This is a genomic window from Anaeromyxobacter sp. K (assembly GCF_000020805.1).
GTDB lineage: Bacteria > Myxococcota > Myxococcia > Myxococcales > Anaeromyxobacteraceae > Anaeromyxobacter > Anaeromyxobacter dehalogenans.
In genome coordinates this window covers 4,847,221-4,861,830 of the sequence record NC_011145.1, presented here as the reverse complement: position 1 = coordinate 4,861,830, position 14,610 = coordinate 4,847,221, and the positions used below count along the sequence as shown (strand labels likewise).

Here is a 14,610-nt window from a genome sequence, read left to right as displayed (position 1 = left end):
CCATGTCCGACAAGGGAACGCCGGGGAAGCCGTCCACCACCGAGGACGAGTACTTCGTCCGCGAGGACGCCGAGAAGAAGCGGAAGCTCGCGCTGCAGCTCAAGAAGGAGACGGAGGAGTCGGAGCGGAAGCGCCTGAAGGACCTCCACTTCATGCACTGCCCGAAGTGCGGCATGCAGATGCAGGAGATGAAGCTCCGCGGCGTGGACGTGGACGTGTGCTTCTCGTGCAGCGGCATCTTCCTCGACAAGGGCGAGCTCGAGCACCTCGAGAAGCCGGAGTCGCGCGGCGTGATGAGCGCGATCCTGAACTGGTTCAAGCCGGAGTCGAAGGCGTAGGCGGCAGATGGCGCTGTCGCTCGAGGAGGTCCGGCGCATCGCCGTGCTGGCGCGGCTGAGGCTGTCCGAGGAGGAGGAGCGCACCTTCGCCGGGCAGCTCTCGGCCATCCTCGACCACGTCCGCCAGCTCGAGGAGCTCGACGTCACGGCGGTCGAGCCGATGACCCACGCGCTCGCCGCCGGCGAGCTGCCGGCGCGGCGCGAGGACGCGGTGTTCCCGTCGCTGACGCCGGAGGAGGCGACCGCCGCCGCCCCGGCGCGCGAGGGCACCGCCTTCAAGGTGCCGAGGATCATCGAATGAGCACGCCGGCGAAGGAGCTCTGCCGCCTCGGGCTGCGCGAGGCGGGGGCGGGCGTCGCCGCGAAGGCGATCTCCTCCTCCGAGCTGGTCGAGGCCTCGCTGGCGCGCATCCAGGCGACGGACGGCAAGCTCGGCGCGTTCCTGGCGGTGAGCGCGGATCGCGCGCGCGCCGCCGCGAGGGCGGCCGACGCCCGCGCCGCGCGCGGCGAGCGCCGCTCCGAGCTGGACGGCGTGCCGGTGGCGGTGAAGGACATCTTCGTCACGAAGGGCGTCCCCACCACCGCGGGCTCGCGCATCCTCGAGGGCTACCTGCCGCCCTACGACGCCACCGTGGTGGAGCGGCTCGAGGCCGCCGGCGCGGTGATCGTCGGCAAGCTCAACATGGACGAGTTCGCCATGGGCTCGTCCAACGAGAACAGCGCGTACAAGCCCTGCCACAACCCCTGGGACCTCTCCCGCACGCCCGGCGGCAGCTCCGGCGGCAGCGCTGCGTCGGTCGCGGCGGGGCAGGTGCACGCGTCCCTCGGCACCGACACCGGCGGCTCCATCCGCGAGCCGGCCGCGTTCTGCGGCGTGGTCGGGGTGAAGCCGACCTACGGGCGCGTCTCGCGCTACGGGGTGGTGGCGTTCGCCTCGTCGCTCGACCAGGTGGGTCCGCTCGCCCGCGAGGTGGGCGACGCGGCGCTGGTCCTGCGCACCATCGCCGGGCACGACCCGCGCGACATGACCTCGTCCACCCGCCCGGTGGACGACTACCTCGCGCCGCTCGAGGACGGCGCGCGCGGGCTGCGGGTGGGCGTGCCGCGCGAGTGGCTCTCGGGCGGGCTCGACGCCGGCGTCGAGGCCGCCGTCCGCGCCGCGCTCGACACCTACCGCCGCCTGGGCGCCACGCTGGTGGACGTCTCCCTGCCTCACTCGAAGTACGGCATCGGCGCCTACTACCTCATCGCGCCGGCGGAGGCCTCCTCCAACCTGGCCCGCTACGACGGCGTGCGCTTCGGCCTGCGCGCCGCGGACGCGAAGGGGCTGAAGGAGATGTACGCGGAGAGCCGCGAGCGCGGCCTGGGCGCCGAGCCCAAGCGCCGCATCATGCTCGGCACCTACGCGCTCAGCTCCGGCTACTACGACGCCTACTACCTGCGCGCGCAGAAGGTCCGCACGCTCATCCGCCGCGACTTCGACGAGGCGTTCCGCGGCTGCGACGTCATCGCCGGCCCGGTCACCCCGTCGGTCGCGTTCAAGCTGGGCGAGCGCACCGGCGACCCGCTCCAGATGTACCTGGCCGACATCTTCACCATCACCTGCAACCTGGCGGCGCTGCCCGGGCTCTCGGTGCCCTGCGGCCTGGAGGCCGCGAGCGGCCTGCCGGTGGGGCTGCAGCTGGTGGGGCGCCCGTTCGACGAGGCGACCCTGTTCCGCGCGGCGCGCGCGCTCGAGCGCGAGCTCGGGCCGCTGCCCGCGCCCCCGGAGCCCTGAGATGCCGATCTCCGACTTCCAGGTGGTGATCGGGCTCGAGGTCCACGCGCAGCTCCTCACCGCCAGCAAGATCTTCTGCGGCTGCTCCACCGCGTTCGGCGCCGCGCCCAACGCGCACACCTGCCCGGTGTGCCTGGGCCTCCCCGGCGCGCTCCCGGCGCTGAACCGCTCGGTGGTGGAGATGGCGGTGCGCACCGGGCTCGCGCTCGGCTGCGAGATCCGCCCGAAGAGCGTGTTCGCGCGGAAGAACTACTTCTACCCGGACCTCCCGAAGGGCTACCAGATCTCGCAGTACGAGCTGCCCATCTGCGAGGGCGGCGAGGTGACGTTCACGCTCGACGGCCGCGACCACACCGCGCGGCTGGTCCGGATCCACATGGAGGAGGACGCCGGCAAGAACGTGCACGACGTCGCCGCCGACGGCGCCTCCGGCGTGGACCTGAACCGCGCCGGCGTGCCGCTCGTCGAGATCGTCTCGCGCCCGGACCTGCGCTCCGCCGAGGAGGCGGTCGAGTACCTGAAGGCGCTGCGCGCGATCCTGATGGCGCTCGGGGTGAACGACGGGAACATGCAGGAGGGGTCGCTCCGCTGCGACGCGAACGTGTCGGTGATGCGCAAGGGCGCCTCCGAGCTCGGCACGCGCTGCGAGATCAAGAACATGAACTCGTTCCGCTTCCTGAAGCAGGCGATCGAGTTCGAGGCGCGCCGCCAGGTGGAGCTGATCGAGGCGGGCGAGCCGGTGGTGCAGGAGACGCGGCTGTTCGACCCGGACCGCGGCGAGACCCGCTCGATGCGCTCGAAGGAGGAGGCGCACGACTACCGCTACTTCCCGGAGCCGGACCTGCCGCCGGTGATCGTCGAGGCGGCGCTGGTGGAGCGGATCCGCGGCGAGCTGCCGGAGCTGCCGCGCGCCCGGGCCGAGCGCTACCAGCGCAGCCTGGGGCTCTCCGCCTACGACGCCGGCAACCTGGTGGCGGACGCGGCGGTGTCGGCCTGGTTCGACGCGGCGCTCGCGGCGTACGGCGCCGGTCCGGAGGCGGCGAAGAAGGTCGCGAACTGGGTGACCGGCGAGCTGGCGCGGCTGGCGAACGAGACCGGCGAGGCGCCCGCCGCCTGGAAGGTCACGCCCGCGCGGCTCGCGGCCACGCTGCGCCTCGTCGACGCCGGCACCATCGGCGGCCCGGGCGCGAAGCAGGTGCTGGAAGAGGTCTTCCGCACCGGCGCCGAGCCCGACGCGGTGGTGAAGGCGAAGGGGCTCGCGCAGGTGTCCGACGAGGGCGCCATCGAGGCCGCGGTGGACAAGGTGCTCGCCGCGAACCCGGGCGAGGCGGAGAAGTACCGCGGCGGCCGCAAGAACCTCCTCGGCTTCTTCGTCGGGCAGGTCATGAAGGAGATGCGCGGCAAGGGCAACCCGGCGGTGGTGAACGCGCTGCTGCGCAGGAAGCTGGGGGACTGATCGTGGCGCGCTGGGCGGGGTGGGGTGCGGGGCCGGCGGGCGCCGGCGCGACCGGCGGCCCGAGCCGGATCTTCCTGGGCGTGGCGCTGGTGGGCTCGGCGGTGGTGGCCGGGGTGCTCGGGGCGCAGGGGCGCTGGCCGGCGGCCGGCGTGGCCGCCTGCGCGGCCGGGTACTTCGCGCTGCGGCTCTTCGCCGGGCTGGGCAAGGGAGAGCAATGACCGTGCGTGAACCCCTGCGGCCGGTGCTGTACGACGACGCCCGCGACCTGGTGCGCCTGCTCGACCAGAAGGCGCTGCCGGCCGAGGAGCGCTGGCTCGAGCTCTCCACCGCCGACGCGGTGGCGGCGGCCATCCGGGACCTGACCGTGCGCGGGGCGCCCGCCATCGGGGTGGCGGCGGCCTACGCGCTGGCGGTGGAGGCGCGGCGGGGCGCCGGCCCGGAGCGGCTGCGCGCCGCGGCGGACCTGCTCGCCCGCGCCCGGCCCACCGCGGTGAACCTGGCCTGGGCGGTGCGCCGCATGTCGGCGCGGCTCGGCGCGCCGGCCGCGGACGTGCTCGCCGAGGCGCACGCCATCCGCGACGAGGACGAGGCGGCCTGCCGCCGCATCGGCGCGCTCGGCGCGCCGCTCGTGCCCGCCCGCGCCCGGGTGCTCACCCACTGCAACGCCGGCGCGCTCGCCACCGCCGGCTACGGCACCGCGCTCGGGGTGGTGCGCGCGGCGGTCGAGTCCGGGAACGCCATCTCGGTGTTCGCCGACGAGACGCGCCCGTTCCTGCAGGGCGCCCGGCTCACCGCCTGGGAGCTGCACCGCGACGGCATCCCGGTGACGCTGCTCACCGACGGCATGGCCGGCTGGCTCATGGCGCGCGGCGAGATCGGCTGCGTGGTGGTGGGCGCCGACCGCATCGCCGCGAACGGCGACGTGGCGAACAAGATCGGCACCTACGCGCTGGCGGTGCTCGCGGCGCACCACCGGCTGCCCTTCTACGTGGCCGCCCCCTGGTCCACGGTGGACCTCGCCACGCCCACCGGCGCGGACATCCCCATCGAGGAGCGCGGGGCCGACGAGGTGGTCATGCTGGCCGGCCAGCGCATCGCGCCGGCCGGGGTCCCGGCGCGCTACCCGGCGTTCGACGTCACGCCCGCGGCGCTCGTCACCGCCATCGTGACCGAGCGCGGCGTGGTGCGCGCGCCGCACGCGGCCGGGCTGGCGACGCTGGCGAGCGCGCGGTAGCGCCGGGGTAGGCGGTCCGGCGCCTAGCCGCGCCCCGCACCCCGCGTCTAGGATCCGCGGCCGCATGGCGGACCTCACCCACACCCGCGTGTTCGGGCAGGCCACCCGCGGCCTGGTCGCGATCGGCCTGCGGCGCCGCCCGCTCGCCGACCTGTACCACCGGCTCGTCACCGGCTCCTGGGCGCGCCTCTGCGCCGTGTACGCGCTCGTGTACTTCGTCACCGCAGCGGGGTTCGAGGCGGCGCACTACGCGCTCGGCGAGGCGGGGCCGGCGGCGCGCGGCTCCGCGGTGGCGGCGCTGGTGGCGCTCGCGCGCGGCGCCTCGGCCGACGAGGTGCGGGCGGCGCTCGCGCCGCGGGCGCTCGCGGCGGGGCTGGTGGCGGGCGCCGAGGGGTTCGTGCGCTGGGCGGAGCTCGTGATCGGCGCGGGCATCGTGCTCGCGAAGTTCTCGCTGCTCCGCGCCCGGGTGCTGTTCAGCGAGGTGGCCGTGATCGGCCCGCACCGCGGGGGCGAGGCGCTCCAGTTCCGCATGGCGAACGAGCGCACCAGCCACGTGGTGGACGCGAAGGTGTCGGTGATGCTGGTGCGCGAGGAGCTCGACGACGAGGGCGAGCCGGTCCGGCGCGCGCACGACCTGCCGCTGGTGCGCGGCGGCACCGCGCTGTTCTCGCACGCCTGGACCGCGGCCCACGTGATCGGGCCGGGCAGCCCGCTCGCCGGCGCGGACGCGGGCGCGCTGGAGAGCGCCGAGGCGGAGGTGATCGTGACGTTCAGCGGCTACGACGAGGCGCTCACCCGCGTCATCTACGCCCGCCACGTCTACCCCGCCGCGCGCATCCGCTGGGGCGCCCGCTTCGCGCCCATCGTGCGGACCCTGCCGGACGGGCGGCGCGCGGTGGACTACCGCCGCTTCCACGAGGTGGGCGAGGCCGAGCCCGCCTCCCGCCCCGAGCGCGCGCGGCGCCGCGCCCGCGAAGGGTGAGCCCCGCCCGACGCGGCCGGGGCGCTCCCCGCCGGCGGCCCCCGCGGATTAGGATCCCGGCATGGCCCCCCGCACCTGCCCCGCCTGCGGCCGCCCCCAGGGCACGAACGCCGACTGCATCTCCTGCCGCGACGCCGCCGCCCGCGAGCTCGCCCGCGACGCGCGCGACGTGACGCCGGAGACGGCCGGCGAGCACGCCGAGGCGGCGCGGCGCTTCCTCGCGCGCCCGCCCTGGTACGCGAAGACCGCGCCGGCGAGGCTGCGCAGCAAGCTGCGCCTGCTCTGGATGGTGATCCGCGACTACGCGAACGGCACCTACCGCAAGGTCCCGTGGAAGGCGGTCGCGGCGCTGGCCGCGGCGGTGGTCTACGTGGTGTCGCCGGTGGATCTCATCCCCGACTTCCTGGTGCCGCTCGGCTTCACCGACGACGTCCTGGCGCTGGCGCTGACCTGGGGGCTCGTGAAGCGCGAGCTGCGCGATTACTGCCAGTGGAAGGGGCTGTCGCCGGCGCACTTCGGGCTGTGATCGCGGGCGCCGGACGCGGCGCGGGCGGCGGGGATCGACCCCACCGCCCGCCGGTGCCGCACGCGTCGGGCGCGTGCGCTCAGTGCTTGCCGTGGCCCTTGCCGCCCTTGCCCGGGTGGCCGTGGTCGCCGCCGTGGCCACCCTCGTGGCCGCCGCCCTCGTAGCGGGCCGGCGCGCCGTGCCCCTTGCCCGGGTGGTAGCGCTTGTACTTCCCGGGGGGAACCTGGACGAGGCGCGCCGGGACGTAGCGCGGCTGCATGTAGACCCAGCCGCCGCGCGGGCTGCGGGCGCGGTACCAGCCGCCGTCGTGGCGGGTCCAGTACCAGCTGTCCACGAAGAAGACCTCCTCCTCGACGTCCGGCACCACCTGGACGCCGGGGGAGACCACCACGAGCTGCGGGAGGACGACCGGAAGGTCCAGGCGGAGCTGCACCGAGGCCTGGGCCTCCGCGAGGCAGGGGAGCGCGAGCGCGCACGCGAGGGCAATCAGGTGTCGCTTGTTCATAGGACGCGGAGGATCGACCGATCGGCCGCAGGCCGCAAGGTGCAGGGGCGCCCACATCGGCGCCCCCCCTCTGGCGGCAGGCGAGGGTGCGCCGATCCAACCGCCCGGCATTCCTTGACAGGTGCCGCGGCGCGATCGTATATGACCGCCCTTCCGGAGGGCCGGATCGTCGCGCTCGCACGCGCGCGGCCGTGTTTTCCTCCCCAGATTCCGAGGAGAGAAGCGATGTACGCGGTGATTCGGACCGGCGGGAAGCAGTATCGCGTCGCCCAGGGCGACCGGGTGAAGATCGAGAAGCTCGCCGGCGACGTCGGCGGGAAGGTGAACTTCGACGTGCTGCTCGTCGGGGGCGAGGGCGAGGCGAAGGTCGGCACGCCGACCCTGGCCGGCGTCACCGTCGAGGGCGAGATCGTCGCCCAGGACAAGCACAAGAAGGTCATCCACTTCCGGAAGAAGAAGGAAGGCTGGACCAAGAAGCGGGGCCACCGTCAGCCCTACACCGAGGTCCTCATCACCACGGTCCGGGCCTAGGCCCGGGGCGAACGGAGCAGGAAATGGCTCACAAAAAGGGACAGGGCTCTTCGCGCAACGGGCGCGACTCTCCCGGCCAGCGCCGCGGGATCAAGGTCTACGGGTCCGAGAAGGTGGTCGCGGGCAACATCCTCGTCCGCCAGGTCGGCACGCTCGTGCACCCGGGCCAGAACGTCGGCATGGGCAAGGACTTCACGCTGTTCGCCCTCATCGACGGCACCGTGAAGTACAGCCGGACCCGCGGCGATCGCCGCGTGGTGTCGGTGCTCCCCGGGGCGTAAGCTCCCCTCGCCTCCGGCACGGCTCGGGGCGACGGCACTGCGCGCGCCGCGGATCCTCGGGTCCGCGGCGCTTCGCGTTTCTCGAGGTCGCTCGTGAAGTTCGTCGACGAGGTGAAGATCCACGTGAAGGCCGGCGACGGCGGCGACGGCGCCGTCGCGTGGCGCCGCGAGAAGTTCATCCCGCGGGGCGGCCCGGCCGGCGGCGACGGCGGCAACGGCGGGGACGTCGTGCTGGAGGTCGATCCGCAGCTCTCCACCCTGCTCGACTACCGCTACATCCGCGAGCACAAGGCGCGGAACGGCGAGAAGGGCAGCGGCTCGGACATGAACGGCAAGGACGGCGCGGACCTGGTCCTGCGCGTCCCGCCGGGCACGGTGGTGAAGGACGCGGCCACCGGCGAGCAGCTCTGCGACCTGGGCGCCGCGGGCGAGCGCGTCGTGATCGCGAAGGGCGGCCGCGGCGGGCTCGGCAACATGAACTTCGCGAGCTCCACCAACCAGGCGCCGCGCTACGCCGAGGACGGCACGCCGGGCGCGGAGCGGGACCTCGTCCTCGAGCTGAAGCTGCTCGCCGACGTGGGGATCGTGGGCTACCCGAACGCCGGGAAGTCCACCCTCATCAGCCGCATCTCGCGCGCCCGGCCGAAGATCGCGGACTACCCGTTCACCACGCTCACGCCGAACCTGGGCGTGGTCGGCTGGCGCGAGCGGAGCTTCGTGGTCGCGGACATCCCCGGGCTCATCGAGGGCGCGCACGCCGGCGCCGGCCTGGGGCACCAGTTCCTGCGCCACGTGGAGCGCTGCCGCGTCCTCATCCACCTGGTGGAGGGCGCGAACCCGGAGCCGGGCCGCGCGCCCAGGGCCGATCTCGACGCGATCAACGCCGAGCTCGCCGCCTACTCCGACGAGCTGGCGAAGAAGCCGCAGATCGTGGCGGTGACCAAGATCGACGTCCCCGAGGCGCGCGCCGCCGGCGTGAAGCTCCAGAAGCTGCTCGGCCGGCGCAAGAAGCCGGTGCCGGTGCACCTCGTCTCCGCGGTCACCGGCGAGGGGCTCGACGCCCTCCTCGACGCGGTCGGGCGCGCGCTCTTCAAGGAGGCGCGGCCGCACCGCGGCGGCGGCGGCAAGAAGCTCGCGAAGCCGAGGGCGCGCGCGTGAAGCTGGGCGACCCCGCGTTCGTGCTCCCGGAGCGCCGGGCCCGCATCGACGCGGTGGTGGCGAACCGCACCCGCACGCTCACCGTGGTGATGGAGGCGTTCTGCGATCCGCAGAACGTGAACGCGGTGCTGCGCACCTGCGAGGCGTTCGGGGTCCAGACGCTGCACGCGATCGAGGGGCCCATGAAGCCCTACGACCGCAACAAGAAGATCAGCCAGAACGCGGACAAGTGGCTGGACGTGCGGCGCTGGTCCTCCACCACCGAGTGCCTCGCGCACCTCCGCGCCGAGGGCTTCGCGGTCTACGCCACGCACCTCGGCGAGCGCTCCCGGCCCATGGCCGGGCTCTCCTTCGCCGGCAAGGTGGCGCTCGTGTTCGGGAACGAGCAGCGCGGCGTCTCGGAGGAGGCGCTGGCGCTCGCCGACGCCTGCTACGCGATCCCCATGCGCGGCTTCGTCCAGTCGCTGAACGTGTCGGTGGCGGCGGCCATCTCGCTCGCCCACGCGGTGGAGCGGCGCGAGGTCGAGCGCGGCCGCCACGGCGACCTGCCCGAGGACGAGGCGCAGGTGCTGCGGGAGCGCTTCTACCTGCTCGCGGTGAAGCAGCGCAGCCGCATCGCCAAGGCCGAGGCGGTCCGGGACCGGATCGCGCGGCACGCGCGCACGCGCGGCTAGCCCTGCGCCGGCGGCTCCGGCGTCCCGTCGGCGCCGGCGGGCGCCGGCGCGGCGGGCGGCTTCCTCGCCACCCGCCAGCCCGCGACGAGCCCCACCAGCGCGGCGGCGCCCAGGACCCAGGGCGCGGCGTGATCGAGCGCGCGGCGGAACGGGGCACGCTCCGCGGCCGCGAACAAGGCCAGCCCGGCGAGCCCGACCACCAGCGCGAACGCGAGCGCGCCCCGCGACACCCGGCCCTTGCCCGGCCGGCCCCGCACCGCCGCGAGCCGCAGCGCGGCCGCGACCCCGACGAGCCCGGCCCCGATCGCCATCCACGCGCCGGTGAGCCCGCCCACCAGCCCGGCGAAGTCGTAGGCGTTCACGGCGCGCAGCCCTCCCAGAACGCGGCCAGGTCGGGCGGGAGCGGCACCTCCAGCCGGACCGGCGCGCGGGTGAGCGGGTGCGGCAGCTCGAGCCGCCAGGCGTGCAGCGCGTGGCGCGGCAGGCGGAGCAGCGCGACGTCCTCGTCGGTCATCGCACGCCGGGTGAACCGGTCGAAGATCTCCTCGTCCGGCCCGTAGATCTTGTCGCCCACCATGGGCAGGCCGGCGTGCGCGAGGTGCGCGCGGATCTGGTGCTGGCGCCCGGTGCGCGGCCGGCACGCGAGCAGCGCCACCGGCGCGCCGTCCGGCGCCCGGCGCCGGGCCAGCACCTCGAACGCGGTCTGGGAGGGCAGCCCCTCCGCCGCCACGTGCATCCGGACCCGCACCGCCGACGCGCCGGTGAGCGCGAGCGGCGCGTCCACCGTGAACGCGTCCTCGACCGGCGCGCCGAGCGCGAGCGCGAGGTAGGTCTTGTGCACGCGCGCGTGGGCGAAGTCGCGCTTCAGGACCTTCGTCACCTCGGGCGAGGTCCCGCAGGCGAGCAGGCCGGAGGTCTCGCGGTCGAGCCGGTGGGCGGGGTCCACCTTCCGCTCCGGGAAGCGCAGCTTCGCGAGCGAGGTGAACGTGTTCGCCGCGTAGCGCGCGGTGGGGTGGACCGGCAGCCCGGCGGGCTTGTCCACCACCAGCAGCGCGCCGTCGTCGTGCACCACCGCGAACTCCTGCGGCGTGTCCGGCTCGGCCTCGGCGTCCTTGAGGAGCGCGAAGGAGAGGCCGGGCGCGACGCGGGTGGAGGGCTTCAGCCGGCGGCCGTCCTCGGTCTCGAGGCGGTGCTCGATGAGCCGCTGCACCCGCTCGCGCGAGAGCCGGCGGATCTTCTCCTGCAGGTAGCGATCGAGGCGCCACCCCGCGTAGTTCGGCTCGACCGTGAAGCGGACCCGGACCTGCTGCGTCACCGGCGCACCATACACCGGGCGCCGCCGCCGCGCCCCCGTCCCCGCGAGGCCGCGCCGGGCGTGGCGCCGCTCAACCCCGCGGCCGGTCCAGGAACGCGAGCACCGCGTCCGCGGCCCGCTCGCCCGCTTGCCCGTCCCAGAGCGCCGGGATCCGGCCGCGCCGCGGGCCGGCGTCGAGCGCGCGGCGGGCCTCCGCCGCGATGTGCGCGGGATCGGTGCCCACCACGTGGTTCGTCCCCTCGGCCACGGTGATGGGCCGCTCGGTGTTCTCGCGCAGCGTGAGGCAGGGGACGCCGAGCGCGGTGGACTCCTCCTGCAGGCCGCCGGAGTCGGTGAGCACCAGGCGCGCCGCGCTGGTGAGCGAGAGGAACTCGAGGTAGCCGAGCGGCTCGACCAGGCGCAGCGCGGCGGCGGCCCCGGCCAGCGCGGGGTCGGCGAGGCGGGCGCGGGTGCGCGGGTGCACCGGGAACACGACCGGCAGCGCGCGCGCGACCTCCGCCAGCGCGCCGAGCAGCCGCCCGAGCGCGACGGGGTCGTCCACGTTGGAGGGGCGGTGCAGCGTGACCACCGCGTACCCGCCCTCGGCGAGGCCCAGGTCGCGCCAGGCCGCCAGCGCGCGGGCGCGCGGCAGGTGGGCCCGGAGCGTGTCGATCATGAGGTTGCCGACCCGGGCCACCCGCGCGGCCGGGATCCCCTCGCGCGCGAGGTTGTCGTCGGCGTCGGGGCTGGGCGTGAGCAGCAGGTCGGAGAGGTGATCGGTGACCACCCGGTTCAGCTCCTCCGGCATGGTCCGGTCGAAGCTGCGCAGGCCCGCCTCGAGGTGCGCCACGGGGATCCCGAGCTTCGCCGCCACCAGCGCGGCCGCCACGGTCGAGTTCACGTCGCCGGGCACGACCACCAGGTCGGGCCGCGGCGCCGCCTCGAGCAGCGCCCGCTCGAACGCGATCATCACCCGGCCCGTCTGCTCGCCGTGGGTGCCGGAGCCCACCCCCAGGTCGAGGTCGGGGCGCGGCAGCCCGAGCTCGGCGAAGAACACCCCGCTCATCCGCTCGTCGAAGTGCTGCCCGGTGTGGACCAGCCGCTGCGCCGCGCCCCGCCGGGACAGCGCCGCCATCAGGGGAGCGACCTTCATGAAGTTGGGGCGGGCGCCGACCACGTGGAGCACGAGGGCCATGTCGAAAGCTAGGCGGCCCGGCGCTCCCCCGAAATGACCCGCGCGCGCACCGGCGGCCCCGACGGACCGCGTGCCGCCAGGCGCGCCCGCGGGGACCTCGCGCGAGCCCGCGAAGGCGGGTCGCGAGGTCACGGGCCCCGCGCAGCTCTGCTCCATGGGGCGGGGCGCAGCCCCGTTCTGAATGAATCCCGGGGCATCGAAACCTGCCGTTGACTCGGGGGATCCCCCCGCGTACTTTGCAATCCCGGTTTGAGACACGTCGCGGTCATCATCCCGGCCCGGTACGGCGCCTCGCGCTTCCCGGGAAAGCCCCTCGCCGATCTGGCAGGCAAGCCCCTCATCGCCCATGTGGTCGAGCGCGCGAAGCGCGCCCGCGGGGTGGACGTCGTGGCCGTCGCCACCGACGACGACCGGATCGCCCGCGCCGTTCGGGACGCAGGGGGTGAGGCCATCCTGACCGGACCGGCCGCGACGGGCACGGACCGGGTGGCGGAGGCCGCGCGCAAGCTCGCGCCGCGGCCGGAGATCGTGGTGAACCTGCAGGGCGACGAGCCGCTCATCGAGCCGGAGGCCATCGAGGCGGTGATCGGCGCGATGGAGGGCGGCGTCCGGATGGCGACGCTCGCTCGCCCGCTCGCCGCGGGGGAGCTGGAGCGGACCCAGGTCGTCAAGGTGGTGACCCGGGCGAGCGGCGACGCGCTGTACTTCTCGCGCGCGCCCATCCCGCACCGGCGCGCCGGCGGCGAGAGCCCGCTCGCCCGCGCCCACGTGGGCATCTACGCGTTCACCGCGGCGTTCCTCGAGACGTTCACCGCGCTCGCGCCGGGCAGGCTCGAGGGCGAGGAGGCGCTCGAGCAGCTGCGGGCGCTCGAGCACGGGTACGACATCCGCGTGGCCGACACCGGCTACCGGGGTTTCGGGATCGACACGCCGGACGACCTGGAGCGCGCGCGGGCGCTCCTGGCCGCCGGGGCGTGATCCGGGGAGAGCACATGGTCAAGCGGGGAAAGAAGACGAAGTACCTGTTCGTCACCGGCGGCGTGGTGAGCTCGCTCGGCAAGGGGCTCTCGGCGGCCTCGATCGGCGCGCTGCTCGAGAACCGCGGGCTGGAGGTCCAGCACCTCAAGCTCGACCCGTACATCAACGTGGACCCGGGCACGATGAGCCCGTTCCAGCACGGCGAGGTGTTCGTCACCGACGACGGCGCCGAGACCGACCTCGACCTCGGGCACTACGAGCGCTTCACCAGCGCCAAGATGACCCGGCGGAACAACTACACCACCGGCCGCATCTACCAGAACGTCATCCAGCGCGAGCGCCGGGGCGAGTACCTGGGCAAGACCGTGCAGGTGATCCCGCACATCACCGACGAGATCAAGGCGGTGATCCGCGAGGCCGCCGGCGGCGCCGACATCCTCATCGTCGAGGTGGGCGGCACGGTCGGCGACATCGAGTCGCTGCCGTTCCTCGAGGCGATCCGCCAGATGAAGTACGACGTGGGCGAGGAGAACGCGGTCTACGCGCACCTCACGCTCGTGCCGTTCATCGCGGCCGCCGGCGAGCTGAAGACCAAGCCGACCCAGCACAGCGTGAAGGAGCTGCGCGAGATCGGCATCCAGCCCGACCTGCTGCTGTGCCGCTCCGACCGCGAGCTGCCGCGCGACATGAAGGACAAGATCGCGCTGTTCTGCAACGTGGATCCCTCGGCGGTGTTCACCGCGCTCGACGTCCCGTCGATCTACGAGGTGCCGCTCTCGCTCCACCGCGAGGGGCTCGACGACAAACTGGCCGAGCTGTTCAACATCTGGAGCCGCGCCCCGCGCCTCGAGCGCTGGGAGACCATCGTCGACAAGGTGAAGAACCCGCGCCGCGGCGAGGTGCGGATCGGCATCGTCGGCAAGTACGTGGAGCTGCACGAGAGCTACAAGAGCCTCAACGAGGCGCTCGTCCACGGCGGCATCGCGAACGACGCGCGGGTGAAGCTGGCGTTCATCGACTCGACCAAGCTCGAGGAGGGCGACCTCTCCGACCTGGACAAGGTGGACGCGATCCTGGTGCCGGGCGGCTTCGGCATCCGCGGCACCGAGGGGAAGATCCTGGGCGTGAAGTACGCCCGCGAGCACAAGGTGCCGTTCTTCGGCATCTGCCTCGGCCTGCAGATGGCGGTCATCGAGATGGCGCGCAACGTGCTCGGGCTCGCCGGCGCGAACTCGCTGGAGTTCGACGAGGCGACGCCGCACCCGGTCGTCACGCTGATGGAGGGGCAGAAGGGCGTGACCGACAAGGGCGGGACCATGCGCCTCGGCGCGTACCCCTGCACGCTCAAGGAGGGCACCAAGGCCCGCGCGCTGTACGGCGCCGAGCTGGTGCACGAGCGCCACCGCCACCGCTTCGAGTTCAACAACGACTACCGCGCCCAGTTCGAGGCGGCCGGGATGGTGTTCTCCGGCGTGAACCCGGACCTCGGGCTGGTGGAGATGATCGAGCTGCCCGGGCAGCACTTCGTGGGCTGCCAGTTCCACCCCGAGTTCCGCTCCAAGCCCTTCGCGCCGCACCCGCTGTTCGCCGGCTTCGTGAAGGCCGCCCTCGAGCACCGCGACGCCCAGCAGCGCCAGCCCCCGGCCGAGGTGAAGAAGCTCGCGGTCGGGAAGAACGGATAG

General features: G+C 74.3%; 18 protein-coding genes. 14 read left to right on the top strand and 4 right to left on the bottom strand.

The annotated features are described in order from the left end of the window. The first annotated feature begins 2 nt into the window (after positions 1 to 2). From ANAEK_RS21695 to ANAEK_RS21660, 8 genes are all read left to right on the top strand, one after another. Positions 3 to 338 carry a zf-TFIIB domain-containing protein gene (locus ANAEK_RS21695; protein ID WP_012528276.1) on the top strand — a complete coding sequence of 112 codons (336 nt, stop codon included), beginning with the start codon at positions 3 to 5 and terminating at the stop codon, positions 336 to 338. Positions 339 to 345: 7 nt separating this feature from the next. Continuing rightward, a complete protein-coding gene (gene gatC / locus ANAEK_RS21690) occupies positions 346 to 639 on the top strand; it encodes an Asp-tRNA(Asn)/Glu-tRNA(Gln) amidotransferase subunit GatC (protein WP_012528275.1) in 294 nt (97 codons plus the stop codon). Then, a complete protein-coding gene (gene gatA, locus ANAEK_RS21685; RefSeq protein ID WP_012528274.1) occupies positions 636 to 2,114 on the top strand; it encodes an Asp-tRNA(Asn)/Glu-tRNA(Gln) amidotransferase subunit GatA in 1,479 nt (492 codons plus the stop codon). Before gatC ends, gatA begins: the two co-directional genes overlap by 4 nt. Before the next feature lies 1 nt (position 2,115). After that, positions 2,116 to 3,570 (top strand): Asp-tRNA(Asn)/Glu-tRNA(Gln) amidotransferase subunit GatB, encoded by a 1,455-nt coding sequence (gatB, locus tag ANAEK_RS21680; RefSeq protein ID WP_012528273.1) that lies wholly within the window; start codon positions 2,116 to 2,118, stop codon positions 3,568 to 3,570. A gap of 2 nt (positions 3,571 to 3,572) precedes the next feature. Then, positions 3,573 to 3,788 carry a hypothetical protein gene (locus tag ANAEK_RS21675; protein WP_012528272.1) on the top strand — a complete coding sequence of 72 codons (216 nt, stop codon included), beginning with the start codon at positions 3,573 to 3,575 and terminating at the stop codon, positions 3,786 to 3,788. Beyond that, positions 3,785 to 4,804 carry an S-methyl-5-thioribose-1-phosphate isomerase gene (gene mtnA, locus ANAEK_RS21670; protein WP_012528271.1) on the top strand — a complete coding sequence of 340 codons (1,020 nt, stop codon included), beginning with the start codon at positions 3,785 to 3,787 and terminating at the stop codon, positions 4,802 to 4,804. The genes ANAEK_RS21675 and mtnA overlap by 4 nt, the downstream gene beginning before the upstream one ends. Positions 4,805 to 4,868: 64 nt before the next feature. Next, the gene (locus ANAEK_RS21665) at positions 4,869 to 5,786 is read left to right on the top strand and encodes a potassium transporter (RefSeq protein WP_012528270.1); all 918 of its coding nucleotides are present in this window, start codon (positions 4,869 to 4,871) and stop codon (positions 5,784 to 5,786) included. A 61-nt stretch (positions 5,787 to 5,847) separates the two neighbouring features. After that, complete coding sequence (locus ANAEK_RS21660; protein WP_012528269.1) at positions 5,848 to 6,312, top strand: YkvA family protein; 465 nt, start codon at positions 5,848 to 5,850, stop codon at positions 6,310 to 6,312. A gap of 79 nt (positions 6,313 to 6,391) precedes the next feature. Here ANAEK_RS21660 and ANAEK_RS21655 read toward each other — a convergent pair whose 3' ends face one another. Next, a complete protein-coding gene (locus ANAEK_RS21655; protein ID WP_012528268.1) occupies positions 6,392 to 6,817 on the bottom strand; it encodes a hypothetical protein in 426 nt (141 codons plus the stop codon). A 225-nt stretch (positions 6,818 to 7,042) separates the two neighbouring features. On the opposite strand from ANAEK_RS21655, the gene rplU reads away from it, so the two are divergent. The 4 genes from rplU to ANAEK_RS21635 all read left to right on the top strand — a co-directional run bounded on the left by rplU (position 7,043) and on the right by ANAEK_RS21635 (position 9,461). Beyond that, a complete protein-coding gene (gene rplU, locus ANAEK_RS21650; protein ID WP_012528267.1) occupies positions 7,043 to 7,348 on the top strand; it encodes a 50S ribosomal protein L21 in 306 nt (101 codons plus the stop codon). A 23-nt stretch (positions 7,349 to 7,371) separates the two neighbouring features. Next, positions 7,372 to 7,629 (top strand): 50S ribosomal protein L27, encoded by a 258-nt coding sequence (rpmA, locus tag ANAEK_RS21645; protein WP_011423227.1) that lies wholly within the window; start codon positions 7,372 to 7,374, stop codon positions 7,627 to 7,629. A 93-nt stretch (positions 7,630 to 7,722) separates the two neighbouring features. Next, complete coding sequence (gene obgE, locus ANAEK_RS21640) at positions 7,723 to 8,787, top strand: GTPase ObgE (RefSeq protein ID WP_012528266.1); 1,065 nt, start codon at positions 7,723 to 7,725, stop codon at positions 8,785 to 8,787. Next, the gene (locus ANAEK_RS21635) at positions 8,784 to 9,461 is read left to right on the top strand and encodes an RNA methyltransferase (RefSeq protein ID WP_012528265.1); all 678 of its coding nucleotides are present in this window, start codon (positions 8,784 to 8,786) and stop codon (positions 9,459 to 9,461) included. The genes obgE and ANAEK_RS21635 overlap by 4 nt, the downstream gene beginning before the upstream one ends. Here ANAEK_RS21635 and ANAEK_RS21630 read toward each other — a convergent pair. The 3 genes from ANAEK_RS21630 to wecB are packed head-to-tail and all read right to left on the bottom strand — an operon-like array spanning position 9,458 to position 11,950. Beyond that, positions 9,458 to 9,823 (bottom strand): hypothetical protein, encoded by a 366-nt coding sequence (locus tag ANAEK_RS21630; RefSeq protein ID WP_012528264.1) that lies wholly within the window; start codon positions 9,821 to 9,823, stop codon positions 9,458 to 9,460. The genes ANAEK_RS21635 and ANAEK_RS21630 overlap by 4 nt on opposite strands. Continuing rightward, positions 9,820 to 10,791 carry an RluA family pseudouridine synthase gene (locus ANAEK_RS21625; protein WP_012528263.1) on the bottom strand — a complete coding sequence of 324 codons (972 nt, stop codon included), beginning with the start codon at positions 10,789 to 10,791 and terminating at the stop codon, positions 9,820 to 9,822. Before ANAEK_RS21625 ends, ANAEK_RS21630 begins: the two co-directional genes overlap by 4 nt. Positions 10,792 to 10,846: 55 nt before the next feature. Further along, positions 10,847 to 11,950 carry a non-hydrolyzing UDP-N-acetylglucosamine 2-epimerase gene (gene wecB / locus ANAEK_RS21620; protein ID WP_012528262.1) on the bottom strand — a complete coding sequence of 368 codons (1,104 nt, stop codon included), beginning with the start codon at positions 11,948 to 11,950 and terminating at the stop codon, positions 10,847 to 10,849. A gap of 249 nt (positions 11,951 to 12,199) precedes the next feature. Between wecB and kdsB the strand changes: the two genes are divergently transcribed. Both kdsB and ANAEK_RS21610 read left to right on the top strand, forming a co-directional pair. Next, on the top strand, positions 12,200 to 12,928 hold the full coding sequence (gene kdsB, locus ANAEK_RS21615; protein WP_012528261.1) for a 3-deoxy-manno-octulosonate cytidylyltransferase: 729 nt from the start codon (positions 12,200 to 12,202) through the stop codon (positions 12,926 to 12,928). A 14-nt stretch (positions 12,929 to 12,942) separates the two neighbouring features. After that, entirely contained in the window at positions 12,943 to 14,610 is a 1,668-nt protein-coding gene (locus tag ANAEK_RS21610) for a CTP synthase (RefSeq protein ID WP_012528260.1), read from the top strand.

Bases quoted from the DNA above. Each gene is read 5' to 3' on its own strand.
- rpmA (WP_011423227.1), top strand. From the start codon at position 7,372: ATGGCTCACAAAAAGGGACAGGGCTCTTCGCGCAACGGGCGCGACTCT.
- wecB (WP_012528262.1), bottom strand. From the start codon at position 11,950: ATGGCCCTCGTGCTCCACGTGGTCGGCGCCCGCCCCAACTTCATGAAG.
- ANAEK_RS21665 (WP_012528270.1), top strand. From the start codon at position 4,869: ATGGCGGACCTCACCCACACCCGCGTGTTCGGGCAGGCCACCCGCGGC.
- ANAEK_RS21660 (WP_012528269.1), top strand. From the start codon at position 5,848: ATGGCCCCCCGCACCTGCCCCGCCTGCGGCCGCCCCCAGGGCACGAAC.
- ANAEK_RS21655 (WP_012528268.1), bottom strand. From the start codon at position 6,817: ATGAACAAGCGACACCTGATTGCCCTCGCGTGCGCGCTCGCGCTCCCC.
- ANAEK_RS21610 (WP_012528260.1), top strand. From the start codon at position 12,943: ATGGTCAAGCGGGGAAAGAAGACGAAGTACCTGTTCGTCACCGGCGGC.
- gatA (WP_012528274.1), top strand. From the start codon at position 636: ATGAGCACGCCGGCGAAGGAGCTCTGCCGCCTCGGGCTGCGCGAGGCG.
- gatB (WP_012528273.1), top strand. From the start codon at position 2,116: ATGCCGATCTCCGACTTCCAGGTGGTGATCGGGCTCGAGGTCCACGCG.
- gatC (WP_012528275.1), top strand. From the start codon at position 346: ATGGCGCTGTCGCTCGAGGAGGTCCGGCGCATCGCCGTGCTGGCGCGG.
- ANAEK_RS21695 (WP_012528276.1), top strand. From the start codon at position 3: ATGTCCGACAAGGGAACGCCGGGGAAGCCGTCCACCACCGAGGACGAG.
- mtnA (WP_012528271.1), top strand. From the start codon at position 3,785: ATGACCGTGCGTGAACCCCTGCGGCCGGTGCTGTACGACGACGCCCGC.
- rplU (WP_012528267.1), top strand. From the start codon at position 7,043: ATGTACGCGGTGATTCGGACCGGCGGGAAGCAGTATCGCGTCGCCCAG.